General features: G+C 35.4%; 10 protein-coding genes. 1 reads left to right on the top strand and 9 read right to left on the bottom strand.

The genetic code is table 11. The features are described from left to right. Positions 1–149: 149 nt before the first annotated feature. From spoVE to mraZ, 8 genes are all read right to left on the bottom strand, one after another. Complete coding sequence (gene spoVE / locus J5G60_RS11805) at positions 150–1,262, bottom strand: stage V sporulation protein E (RefSeq protein ID WP_179978263.1); 1,113 nt, start codon at positions 1,260–1,262, stop codon at positions 150–152. Between the two features lie 132 nt (positions 1,263–1,394). Then, a complete protein-coding gene (gene mraY, locus J5G60_RS11800) occupies positions 1,395–2,348 on the bottom strand; it encodes a phospho-N-acetylmuramoyl-pentapeptide-transferase (RefSeq protein ID WP_150358416.1) in 954 nt (317 codons plus the stop codon). 37 nt (positions 2,349–2,385) lie between these two features. Then, positions 2,386–3,780, bottom strand: a complete 1,395-nt coding sequence (locus J5G60_RS11795) for a UDP-N-acetylmuramoyl-tripeptide--D-alanyl-D-alanine ligase (protein ID WP_150358415.1) — start codon at positions 3,778–3,780, stop codon at positions 2,386–2,388. 73 nt (positions 3,781–3,853) lie between these two features. Next, positions 3,854–5,311 carry a UDP-N-acetylmuramoyl-L-alanyl-D-glutamate--2,6-diaminopimelate ligase gene (locus J5G60_RS11790; RefSeq protein WP_150358414.1) on the bottom strand — a complete coding sequence of 486 codons (1,458 nt, stop codon included), beginning with the start codon at positions 5,309–5,311 and terminating at the stop codon, positions 3,854–3,856. Between the two features lie 163 nt (positions 5,312–5,474). Continuing rightward, a complete protein-coding gene (locus tag J5G60_RS11785; protein WP_150358413.1) occupies positions 5,475–7,316 on the bottom strand; it encodes a stage V sporulation protein D in 1,842 nt (613 codons plus the stop codon). Positions 7,317–7,322: 6 nt separating this feature from the next. After that, entirely contained in the window at positions 7,323–7,793 is a 471-nt protein-coding gene (locus tag J5G60_RS11780) for a cell division protein FtsL (RefSeq protein WP_179978262.1), read from the bottom strand. Between the two features lie 36 nt (positions 7,794–7,829). Next, entirely contained in the window at positions 7,830–8,759 is a 930-nt protein-coding gene (gene rsmH / locus J5G60_RS11775) for a 16S rRNA (cytosine(1402)-N(4))-methyltransferase RsmH (RefSeq protein ID WP_150358411.1), read from the bottom strand. A gap of 22 nt (positions 8,760–8,781) precedes the next feature. Then, positions 8,782–9,210: a division/cell wall cluster transcriptional repressor MraZ gene (gene mraZ, locus J5G60_RS11770; protein ID WP_150358418.1), complete on the bottom strand. Its 429-nt coding sequence runs from the start codon at positions 9,208–9,210 to the stop codon at positions 8,782–8,784. Between the two features lie 300 nt (positions 9,211–9,510). Here mraZ and ychF point away from each other — a divergent pair, with 300 nt between their 5' ends. After that, a complete protein-coding gene (gene ychF, locus J5G60_RS11765) occupies positions 9,511–10,608 on the top strand; it encodes a redox-regulated ATPase YchF (RefSeq protein ID WP_150358410.1) in 1,098 nt (365 codons plus the stop codon). Positions 10,609–10,670: 62 nt separating this feature from the next. Here ychF and J5G60_RS11760 read toward each other — a convergent pair whose 3' ends face one another. After that, positions 10,671–12,782 carry an AAA family ATPase gene (locus J5G60_RS11760; protein ID WP_236035280.1) on the bottom strand — a complete coding sequence of 704 codons (2,112 nt, stop codon included), beginning with the start codon at positions 12,780–12,782 and terminating at the stop codon, positions 10,671–10,673. Between the last annotated feature and the right edge of the window lie 105 nt (positions 12,783–12,887).

Below are 12,887 nucleotides of genomic sequence, written 5' to 3'. Positions count from 1 at the left end.
TATTAACACTTAATAAAATTAATTTCATTAAATTAATCATTAATTTTTTATATATTTTTTCTTACAGCAATATTAAAAAAAGTTCAAATATCAGATTCAGATAAGGCTTTTTACATAAACATAGCATTACAATTTTGCAATGCTATGTTTTATCCATATTCACTTTGCCTTGATATATTCAGAAGTATGCCCATGGCTACCATATTTATTACAAGAGAAGATCCACCATAGCTTATAAAAGGCAGCGGCACACCTGTTACTGGCATGGATCCAGTTACAACTGCTATATTTATTATTGCCTGTACTGCAATAACAGAGGTTATTCCAGTAGCTAGAAGTGTACCATAGGTATCTTTTGCCTTTATGGCAGTCACAATCCCTCTCCACACAATTACTATAAACAGTGCAACAATAATTGTACAACCTATTAGTCCCAGTTCCTCTCCTATGATAGAAAATATAAAATCATTATGGGGTTCAGGTATGTAATAGCACTTCTGCCTTGATCTCCCCAATCCTACTCCCCATATTCCTCCAGAACCCATGGCTAAAAGAGATTGAATAAGCTGATATCCATTACCTTTAGGATCAGCCCAGGGATTCAGAAAACTTGTAAACCTGGCCATTCTATAAGGCTCAAATATTATTCCAGCTATTCCTGCAAGGATCACCAGTCCCACTACACCGATCATATGGGTAATTCTGGCTCCAGAAACATAGAGGACTATCATCGTAACTATCATTATTACAGCAGCTATACTCAAATTTTTCTCTGCAAATACAAGGCCCGCATAAAACCCTGAAACCAATAGATAGGGTATAACTCCATAGAGCAGAGTTCCTATTTTTCTTCCGCCTTTCACCTCTATACTTTTAGCCATATACAATACCACAATGTATTTAGCTATTTCAGAAGGCTGGAATCCAACAGAACCTACTCTTATCCATCTCTGGGCACCTTTTGTGGACTCAAAGGCAAATACCGCAAGTAAACATATTACGGATATTATCATAAGCAGTTTTGTATACTTCTTTATATTTTTATAGTCAAATTTTATAGTGAGAAACATAAAAAATGTCCCTATTATCGCCCATAACCCCTGTCTTTTTAAAAAGAACATACTATCTTGTGTGCTTTTATCAAAAAATGCCTTGTAAGAACTGGCACTATAGACCATTACCACTCCAATGGCCACCAATAGCATTATAGTTGAGAACAGTATAAAGTCTATAGAACCCATTTTAGTCTTTGACTTGCTAATTTTCATAAAAATCCTCCTAATTATTACTGCTGAGGCTGACAAGAGTTATCCGAACGTTACCATTGCTAATACCCCCAGCTTCCTAAAGTTGGAGATAAGCACTGCTATGCGCCTGGATGAGGCGGTTCTTAACTATAGGGATAAAAATCCAAATAAACATAATATCACTGTAACTATACAAAATATAGAAACAACTTTAGTTTCATGCCAGCCTGAAAGTTCAAAATGATGATGTATGGGTGCCATTTTAAAAATTCTTTTGCCAGTAAGCTTGAAGGAAATCACCTGAAGTATGACAGACAATGCCTCCAACACATATATTCCACCAATTATTATAACCAATAACGGAAGTTTTAATATCATAGCCACTGCCGCCACTGCACCTCCCAGTGCCAGAGAACCTGTATCCCCCATAAAAATCCTTGCTGGAAAAGCATTATATCTCAAAAACCCTAAAAGAGCTCCAGCCAGTACTGCACAAAAAGCAGCCAATGTAATGTGACCCATAGCAAAGCTCACCAATGCCAGAAAAGTCATTACCAGCAGTGTAACGGAAGTAGCCAGGCCATCAAGACCATCAGTTAAATTCACAGCATTTGTAGTAGCTGCAAAATATACTATTATAAAGGGAATATAAAATTTTCCAAGATCCCAGGTCTCATGTGCAAAAGGTATTATTATAGATGTACCTATATATGGATTGCCTGCAGAATAACAGGCAAATACCCCTGATGTAATCAGTAACAATATCATTTTCTGATAAGCTCTAAGACCTAAGTTTCTCCTTCTGACTATTTTTAGGATATCATCAATGGCTCCAATTATTCCAAAAGCGACAAAGGCATATAGAGCTACCATTGCCTCATCTGAAGGATTTTTCACTAAAATCGCCATGGTTATGAAGGTCGCCAGTATAAATATTATTCCACCCATGGTTGGTGTTCCCGCTTTTTTTAGATGGCTCTTGGGTCCATCTTCCCTTATGCTCTGTCCAAATTTAAACTTATGTAAAATCGGTATTAAAATTGGTCCTTCTAAAATTGCTATTAAAAATGCTATGAGAACAGAATATATCAATTTATTCATAATCGTATTAATCCTAAATTAATAGGATCTTCACCTCCTAACAACTGCTGCTCTTCTTTAGTGCTTCTGCTATGACTTCAAACTTCATAAGTCTGGAAGCTTTTACAAGTACGGTATCTCCTATTTTAATATATTTATTCAAAAGGAAATTGAGAACCTCTTCTCCTCTATCAAAAATCATAAATTTTCCATCTCTATTTACAGCATCGAAGCCTCTTTTAAAATCCTCTCCGTGTTCTCCTAAAGCTATAAAAAGATCTACACCGCTTTTTGCTGCATATCTTCCAACTTCCTCATGTACCCTGCGGGATTCTTCCCCCATCTCTCCCATTGTCCCAAACACCACTATCTTCCTGTTGGATTTAAAATTTTTCAGGACATCCAGTGCAGCTTCCATGGATTCAGGATTTGCATTATAGCTGTCATCTATCACATTGAATTTTTTACCTCTGAATATCTCCATCCTGAGGGAAGCAGTCTCAACATTTTCAAATCCACTCCTTATTTCATCATAAGTCATGTTTAAAAGCCTTCCACAGGCAACTGCCAGCATTGAATTCAATATATTGTATTTCCCCGGTAAATTTATCTTAAAAGTTTCTCCTGTCTTGATTTTATTCTCACACACTTTAAATTCAATAGAATCCTCATTTATCATCGTATCATAGGCAGAAATATCTGCAGGTTTTTCCACTCCCACTCTTTTTATGACAAATTTTTCTTCCTTTAATTTTCCAAGAAGATCATTGTCAGAATTTATTACCAATATATTATTTTTCGCAAAGAAATCCGTTATTTCCAGTTTTGCCTTCAGTATATTTTCTCTGCTGCCTAAAATTCCTATATGCGCCCTGAGCACATTAGTTATAACTGCAATATCCGGCCGTGCAGCCTTAGCCATGTTATGTATTTCTCCTCTACTGTTCATACCCATCTCCAGTACTGCAACTTCATAGCTATTATCCAGTTTAAACAACATATGGGGCAGTCCTATTTGGTTGTTAAAATTACCTTCTGTTTTAAACACTTTAAATTTAGCATTCAACACATCTGCAATCATATTCTTAGTGGTAGTCTTACCTGCAGATCCCGTCACCCCTATTATCTTCACATGCAGTTTGCTTCTATAGAGTTCAGCTAAATCCAGAAGAGCTTTATTGCCATCTCTTACCCAAATTATAGCTGTACATTCACTTATTTCATCTTTATTAAATTTTATTTCATCTACCATGCAGATAGAAGCTCCCCTTTTGCTAGCCTCACCCACATAGTCATTTCCATTAAATTTTTCTCCCCTTAGAGCAATAAATATATCTCCACGCTCCAATTTTCTCGTATCCGTACATACATTTTTATATCCGCTGTATTTTCCATTTAATATTATTTTCCCCCCTACAGCATTTACTATTTCGTCAAAACCCATGTACTCCAAAATTGACACCTCCCTTTTTCAATTCACAATGCACAGTTCACAGTTAACGATTTACCATTGCAGTTGTGCACTGTCAATCGCCAATCGTCAATTCTCTTACAATATCTGCCACTACTTCTCTTTCATCAAAATGTATGGTCTTGCCTTTAAGAATCTGATAAGTTTCATGTCCCTTTCCTGCTATAACGACCACATCTCCCTTACCCGCCATCTTCATGGCTTCTTTTATTGCCTCTCTCCTGTTTTCAATAACAGTATAATTGTTCTTTTTTACTCCAGACAATATTTCATCTATTATGGACATAGGCTCTTCTGTTCTGGGATTATCCGAAGTTATAACTGCAAAATCAGAGAGTTCCGTACCTATTTTACCCATTATTGGCCTTTTGGTATTGTCCCTGTCACCACCGCATCCAAATACACATATAAGCTTTCCCGCAGTAAATTCTCTGGCGGTTTTCAGTATATTCTCCAGTCCATCGGGAGTATGGGCAAAATCCACTACAACCTCATATCCCAGATCATAGGGTTTGGTAACTATTTCACACCTTCCCGGTACAGCTTCCATGGACTCAAGTCCTTTTTTCACAGTACCCAGATCTATCCCCTCACACAAACAAGCTGCTGCACTTCCCAGGGCATTCATGGCATTGTATTTGCCTGGTATATTTAAATTTACAGACTCTGTACTTCCTTCATAACTGACATTAAAGTTTATTCCCCTTGAATGTACATTCAAATTACTGCCACGTACATCAGCCTGCCTGTCTATGGCATAGGTCACTTTATGTCCCGGAGCATCCCTGTATACTCTCTCGCCATAACTGTCATCAACATTTATTATGGAATTGAATGCATTTTGAAACAGAATCAACTTTGCCCTATAATAATTTTCAAAGGTTTTATGAAAGTCAAGGTGATCTCTTGTTAAATTTGTAAATATTGCCTCACAGAATTTGACTCCATATGTCCTATCCAGATAGAGTGAATGAGAAGAGGTTTCCATAACACAGTAATCAACGGACTCTTTCACCATCTGTCCAAACAATTTCTGAAGTTCCAGAGATTCCGGAGTAGTTCTATGAGAAGGTATTTTTTTATCTCCTATATAATTGGAAATAGTTCCTATAAGACCTACCTTATAACCTGCAGCTTCCAGTATGGATTTCACCATAAAGGTGGATGTGGTCTTGCCATTTGTACCTGTCACCCCTATTATTTTCATTTTTTTTGAAGGATTTCCATAGTAATTGGAGGCCATAAGCGCAAGTGCCTTTCTGGTGTCTTTTACCTTTATTACAGTACATTGGGGCATAGATTCTACATCTTCACTCAACACTACTGCCGAAGCTCCATTCTTACAGGCATTGCCTATATATCTATGGCCGTCAGTAACATATCCACGAATGCATACAAAAACATCCCCTTTTTCTATTTTTCTTGAATCATACTGTATCTCCCTTATGTCCAAATCATTATTTCCCCTGATAATTTTATATTCCACATTGTCCAATAACTTTTTTAAATTCATAATATCAACTCCCTAGTTACAAATTATATACAAAATGCATATGTTTTACACATAGCATTGGCATGCAATATTCTCATTATAATAATATCGCATGCCCTACATTAATTTTCACCACTTGATCTATTTTATTATAATTTCTAAGATGCTGCATGTAAAGCAAAACTTAATCATCCTGATTGACATCATAAGTATTTTGAGCACTGCTTTGAGTTGTATCCTGCGGCACTACATCACCCTTTATTGCAAGATAATTAAATAAGTCTGTAAAAACCTGTTTTGCCGTCGGTGCAGCTGTCTGTGCAGCATAGTAATTAGATGGATCCGGCTCATCTACAGATACCAGCACTGTTATTTTGGGATCACTTGCCGGCGCCATTCCCACAAAAGAGGATACGTATTTCCCCGGCTGATATCCTCCAACTCCAGCTTTTTGTGCAGTTCCAGTTTTACCAGCTATATGGTAGCCGGCTATGAATGCATTTTTACCTCCTCCGTCTGAAACAACCTTTTCCAGGTATCCCCTGAGCTGGGCTGCTTTACTTGAATCCAATATTTTCGTGGTATTACCTTTAACATCATAGGTTTTATCTGTAATTTCCATGCCGCTGTTTTCATCATAATGCTCTATTTTTTTCATAACATGGGGAGTAATTAGATTTCCACCATTTGCCACTGCATTAAAAGCCCTTAAATATTGAACTGCAGTTACCGTATTGGCCTGGCCAAATGAAATGGTTGCAAGATCTATATCACTAATATCCTGTGTTTTCTTTACTATTCCCTTTGCTTCACCAGGTAGGTCTATACCGGTCTTTTGTCCAAATCCAAATTTGTGTATATAATCATTTAACTTTTCTTTCCCTATTTTCTTTCCAAGCTCTGCAAAACCCACATTGCAGGAATTTTTTAGTATTTCCTCTAAATTTTGTACTCCATGCCCTGAACTTTTCCAGCAGTGTATGGTTCTCTTGCCTATGGTTATACTTCCATTACATACGAAAGTGTCATTCGGGCTCACAGAATTGGTTTCCAGCGCAGTCTGGGCAGTTACCACCTTGAATATGGAGCCTGGCTCAAAAGTATCACTGACCGCCCTGTTTCTCCAGGTTTTTTGTAGTTCATCATAGGATTCACCCTTTATCCATGGATCATTTGGATTATAATCAGGCTTGTTTGCCATAGCCAGTATCTCTCCATTTTTAGGATTCATCACCACTATAGAAACTGCCTTTGCCTTATAATCGTTAAGAGCCTGCTGGGCCGACTTTTCTGCAAAATGCTGGATCATCTCATCTATAGTAAGGACTACATCTTTTCCATCTACAGGTTTTGTAAATTCGGAAATAGTGTAGGGCAGCTCCTGACTTTTCCTATCCAGTTCCGCAATTCTACTGCCAGGAGTTCCGGCCAATTCCTTATTATAATAGAGTTCTACCCCCGTTAATCCCACTCCATCCGAATTAGTGTGTCCCATTACCTGGGACAAAAAATTGTTATTGGGGTAATATCTCTTAGTATCCGAAGATATCAGTATACCATTTAAATTCAAATTCCTCACTTTATCCGCCGCATCCTTTTCCACTCTCCGTTTTAAAGTTGCGGAGCCAATGGGAAGTCCCCCGGGCAGCGTCTTATTTAAAATTTTAGACACATCGCTTTTATCCATAGAAAGAATACTTGCAAGTTCACCCGCCAATTTATCCTCAGATATCTTTTTCTCTTCCATAGTTTCCTTAAGAGTATTCATGTCCAGATCAATTCTATATACATTAGCACTTACAGCTAATTCATTTCCGTTTCTATCCAGAATTTTTCCACGCTTCGCATCAATCTTTACATCGCTTGTCCATTGAGCTATAGCCATAGCCTTAAGTTGTGGTGATTTATATATCATTACATATCCCATCCTGCACACCAATAAAAAGAAAGTTAAAAATAGGAAACTAAAAGTAATTATCATTCTTTTTCTGATAATAACCCTGTCCCTATATTCCCTTTTATACAAATTAATTTACCTCCATATTAATTGCTTCAACTTATTTAACATACCTTTTTGTGTTTCTATACCATTCACATCTTTCTGGGCTTTTATAATCGGCTTATCTAAATTTATATAAACTGCATTTTGTTTATTCGGTACCACCATTTTGAGTTTATTCATTGCATTTTCCTCTATGTATTTTAAATTATTGTATTTCACCAATTCTACTGTTAAATTTTCATTCTGTCTATTAATATCACTTATATTACTTTCCACCGAATTCAACTCAGTTTGCATATTATATATTATCGAATATCTATATATGAGAGTTAACCCAACTACAAAAAACACACAGATATTTAAAATCACTTTAAGTTTCTTTTTTACCTTTGCCTGTCTATTTACATCCTTCTTTTTATGTATCTTATTGCTATGTTTTCTATAAGGTTTATATTCTGGCTGTAGTGCAGCGTTGCCATTTATTATATTTTCTTCATTCATCACTATCACTTTATTCACCCCACATAAACTTTAGAACTAAATTTTTTCAGCTGTTCTCAATTTAGAACTCTTACTCCTCGGATTTTTTTCTTTTTCCTCCTGTGCAGGTATTATTGGTTTCTTATTTATAATCTTTACAACAGGTTTTTTATTGCACACACAAATTGGAAAATTTGGCGGGCATGTGCATGGGTTTTCCAGATTCCTGAATTTAGATTTCACTATCCTGTCCTCCAGTGAGTGAAAAGTTATAACCGATATTCTTCCTCCTGCCTTCAGTTTCTCCACACTGTCCTCCAACGCCCTATCAAGTATCTTAAGCTCTTTATTAACCTCTATACGTATACCTTGAAAGGTTCTCTTTGCCGGATGACCATCTCTTTGAAATTTTAAAGGTACGGCCCTCTTTATTATATTCACAAGCTCCAGAGTCGTATTTATCGGATTCTTTTCCCTTTCCCTCACTATAAAATCTGCTATCCTATTGGCAAATTTCTCTTCACCATAGTCTTTCAAAACTCTATAAAGTTCTTCTCTTTCATATCCATTTACCACTTCATAGGCAGAAAGAGAGCTATCTCTATTCATCCTCATATCCAGCGGGGCATCCTTCATATAGCTAAATCCCCTCTCTGGATTATCCAGCTGATAAGAGGAAACTCCTAGATCCATAAGTATCCCATCTACACTATTTACCTTAAGTTCACTTAAAATCTCTTTTATATAATAAAAATTGCTGCAAACATAAGTCACATTTTTAAATTCCTTAAGATTTTCTTTTGCAGCTTTAATTGCTGAAATATCCTCATCAATTCCTATAAGTTTTCCATTTTCAGATACCCTCTTTAATATCTCTTTTGAATGTCCCCCTCCTCCCAATGTACAATCCACATAAATTCCATTTTCTTTAATATTTAAACTATCTATAGTTTCCTGTAAAAGTACAGGTACATGCCTAAATTTCATAAAATATGTCCTCCACTTCCTGCTATATTCCAAGTTCACTTAGCTGCTCTGCTATGTTGTCAAAGTCTATATTGGAATTATTGTATTCCTGCCAGCCTTCTCTACTCCATATCTCTATTCTATTTGATACCCCTATGCTCACTATTTCCCTATTTATACTTGCATATTCCAAAAGGGGCTGCGGCATGACAATTCTTCCCTGTTTATCAGGTTCCATTTCATTCGCACCGGAGAAAAAAAACCTCACAAAAGCCCTGGCGTTTTTATTGGTAAATGGAAGGCTTTTTAATTTTTCCTCCAACACATGCCATTCACAAAGTGGAAAAGCATAGAGACAACCGTCTAAACCCTTAGTCAATATGAACTTTGGCCCTAATTCTTCCCTAAACTTAGAAGGTATAATTATTCTCTTCTTACCGTCTAGAGCATGTTCATACTCACCTAAAAACATCACTGCACCTCTCACTGTTATTTTACTCCACTTTAAACCACTTCAAACCACCAATTATCTATTTCTATATTAACATTAAAATTCCTTCTTTTTTACGCAATTTTAATATATTTTTTAAATCTATTAAATTGTAGATTTTCACAAAATTTTACCGCATTTTTTTGAAAAATATTCCATTAAGTATAGAGTAATTTAATCTATAGGCTGTCTCTTTCATTGAAATAATATTTTCTGTAGAGTATAATTTAGAAAGGATTTTATATTTAGTCAATTATAATTTTAGGAAGGGAATGTACATAGATGAAACTTGGAATTGTAGGACTGCCAAATGTGGGGAAAAGTACTCTATTCAATGCAATAACAAAAGCAGGTGCAGAATCTGCTAACTATCCATTTTGCACCATAGAGCCAAATATAGGAGTAGTTAGTGTGCCGGACAGAAGACTGGACGTACTTGAAAAAATGTATAATTCGAAAAAAAAGGTCTACACGGCTATTGAATTCTATGATATAGCAGGACTGGTAAAGGGCGCCAGCAAAGGTGAAGGCCTTGGAAATAAATTTTTATCCCATATAAGAGAAGTTGAAGCCATAGTTCACGTAGTGAGATGCTTTGAAGATGAAAATGTGGTTCATGTAGATGGCAGTGTGGATCCTATAAGAGATATTGAAACTGTAAACTTAGAACTCATATTTTCAGATATAGAAGTTATGGACAGGAGAATAGAAAAAATATCCAAACTAGCTAAAGGTGGAGATAAAGAATCCAAAACACAATATGCTTTCATGTTAAAAATAAAAAAACATTTAGAGGAAGGTAAACCTGTACGGACTATGAAATTGACCGAAGATGAGGCTGAACTTGTAAAGGGATTTTTTTTGCTCACTACCAAACCGGTACTTTATGTAGCCAATATTTCAGAAGAGGATTTGACTTCTGGAAATGCAGAAAATAAATTCGTAAAAAAAGTAAAAGAATATGCAAAAAATGAAAGTTCGCAGGTAGTCATTATATCTGCAAAAATAGAAGAGGAACTCTCCACCCTGGAGGAAGATGAGAAATCAGAAATGTTAAAAGAATACGGTCTAGAGGAAGCTGGACTTGATAAACTGATAAATGCCAGCTACAAACTTCTAGGACTTATAAGCTTTTTAACTGCTGGTGAAAAAGAAGTAAGGGCCTGGACTATAAAACAGGGTACAAAAGCTCCTGAAGCTGCCGGTAAAATACACACGGATATACAAAAGGGCTTTATAAGAGCTGAGATCATATCCTACGATAAACTCATAGAATGTGGTTCAGAAGCTGCCGCAAAAGAGAAAGGCTATTACAGACTGGAAGGTAAGGATTATGTGATGCAGGATGGAGACGTAGTGAATTTTAGATTTAACGTCTGACAAATTAACCCAGCTAAAATATTTGCAGTAGATTTACTCTTGTAAACCTACTGCATTTTTCATCAGCTGTTTTTTCGTTTTTCTTTTCCAGACAGATATTTTTTCAATTCTCTCTTGGCTTCCAAAATCACATCATCATAATCTGTTTCCATAAGGATTTCCACTGCATCTTTTAAATTGTGCATATAATAAATATGAAAATTATCTTTCATTATTTCCTGTTCCACTTCATCCTTTAGTACCAGCCCCCTGGTATTTGCCCAGGGTATTAGGACTCCCTTTCCAATTGTATTATCCAGTATTTTGCATATTTTAAAAAATCCCTCTATTTTTTCATTTACACCCCCTATGGGCTGTACTTCTCCAAATTGATTTATAGAACCTGTTACCGCTATATTTTGTTTAATCCCAACTTTAGTAAGGGCAGAAATAATGCTTAAAACTTCTGCTACAGAAGCACTGTCGCCATCTATTTTACCATATGTCTGTTCAAAACTAAGATAAAAATCCACAGGGACTTTGCCATAGCCACCTATTAATTTTTTTATGCATCCGTTTAAAATATTTACTGATTTATTGTGAATTTTGCCGCTTAAATCACTTTCTTTTTGAATATCCACAATGTTTCCACTGCCCTGCAGGCAAGTACAGGTTATCTTCACAGGTTTGCCCAGGCTGAAGTAACCTGTGCTTATTATAGAAAGTGCATTTACCTGACCCACTACCTTTTCCTTTACATCTATATATATCTGTCCTTCTCTATACATGTCATCTATCTGCTTTTCTACCAGTTCCTCCTCATAAACCACATCTAGAATATCACTTTTATCAATAACCTCTTTTCCCGCTTCAGAAACTCTATTGTCGGAAAGCATCAAAATTCTCTCCAGCTCATAGTCATCCATAAACAATTTATTTCTATCTTCAGCCTCTTTCGATAATACCTTGGCAAGTTCTCTTATTGCACTCTCATTAATGGGATGAAGTCCATTGTTCTTATATATTGAAAAAACTTTTTCCAGAAATATTGCCTTTGTATCCTTGTCTATCTTTAAAAGGGATCTGTGCTCTCCCTTTAATTTAAACATATTTTTAAAATCTTCATCATATTTATACAATAAATCGTAGGTTTTATAGTCCCCTATAAGTATTATCCTTTCACTAAACTTTATAGGTTCTGGTTTTAATCCACTTAAAGACAATAATTCCAAATACCCTCTATTGTAGTTTAAATCAACTCTACCGCTTATAATGGATTTTTTTAGATAATAATAGGCCCCCTTATTATTTAAAAGATCACTTACCCGAAGTATTAGACATCCTCCATTAGCTTTTAAAATCGATCCTGGAGTAATAAGACTGACATCTGTAATATAATTTCCATTCTTATTTTCATATTCTATACTTCCAAGTAAATTGCCAATACTCGGATCTTCTTCAAATATTATTGGAGGTCTATCCCTATCACTGTTATCCACCAATACATTTACTGAATATCTATAAATTATCCTCATTATATTTTCCTTGTCATCTTCATAATTTATAGAATAAATATCTTTTATTTCATTTTCTATATTGCTGCACACTTTATCTAAAAATTTTAAAGCCCCTCCGTTTTTATTAAACATTTCTGAATACTCTTTTTTAATTTTCTTTGTCATTTCTGCATAATATTCACCTATAAGGAGTTTGATTCTTTCAATCTGACCGAGTTCAATGACCTTCAATTTTTCCAGTATCTCTTCCGTATTACTTTTGAGTAAATCCACCTTATGCAGTATTTCTTCCTTGTCCTTTAATTTTAACATATCATATTCCTCTTCGTTCATTGGTTTCCCATTTTCCTTTAGGGGAATAAAGCTAAATCCACCTTCGGTAATTTTTAAGCTAAACCCTTCACTTTCGCACATCTCCACAACTTTATTTATCAAATTATTTCTCTTTATCTGAAGATCTCTCTTCAAAATTTCTTTTTGTTTATTTCCAGAATCATTATAGAATTCATAAGTGCACTTAAAATACAAATTTTGTATTCTATTTAGCATATATTTTAATTTTTTTCCCTTACCTGATGGTAAAAACAGCACTTTAGGCATCTTGCTATTTTTAATTACTATATAACATATATCTTCTATGCCCCTTCTATCTTTTATAACTTTACTTATAAAATTCATAATATTTTCAAGCCTATATTTTGAAAAATTTTCTATAATATATATGTCTATAATAAACATCTGACGATGCCGACGAAGATATAAGTGTAGATCTCGGAGGAAGAC

Origin of the sequence: Clostridium sp. HV4-5-A1G (assembly GCF_900184915.1) — a bacterium.
Lineage (GTDB): Bacteria > Bacillota > Clostridia > Clostridiales > Clostridiaceae > Clostridium_B > Clostridium_B aromativorans.
Note: the sequence above shows the minus strand (reverse complement) of the source record. Positions and strands in the feature narration are given on the sequence as shown.

What these genes read in the sequence shown, in the direction of transcription:
- rsmH (WP_150358411.1), bottom strand. Translation starts at nt 8,759, where the DNA reads ATGAAATTTAGGCATGTACCTGTACTTTTACAGGAAACTATAGATAGT.
- mraY (WP_150358416.1), bottom strand. Translation starts at nt 2,348, where the DNA reads ATGAATAAATTGATATATTCTGTTCTCATAGCATTTTTAATAGCAATT.
- J5G60_RS11790 (WP_150358414.1), bottom strand. Translation starts at nt 5,311, where the DNA reads ATGAATTTAAAAAAGTTATTGGACAATGTGGAATATAAAATTATCAGG.
- mraZ (WP_150358418.1), bottom strand. Translation starts at nt 9,210, where the DNA reads ATGTTTTTAGGTGAGTATGAACATGCTCTAGACGGTAAGAAGAGAATA.
- ychF (WP_150358410.1), top strand. Translation starts at nt 9,511, where the DNA reads ATGAAACTTGGAATTGTAGGACTGCCAAATGTGGGGAAAAGTACTCTA.
- J5G60_RS11760 (WP_236035280.1), bottom strand. Translation starts at nt 12,782, where the DNA reads ATGAATTTTATAAGTAAAGTTATAAAAGATAGAAGGGGCATAGAAGAT.
- J5G60_RS11780 (WP_179978262.1), bottom strand. Translation starts at nt 7,793, where the DNA reads ATGAATGAAGAAAATATAATAAATGGCAACGCTGCACTACAGCCAGAA.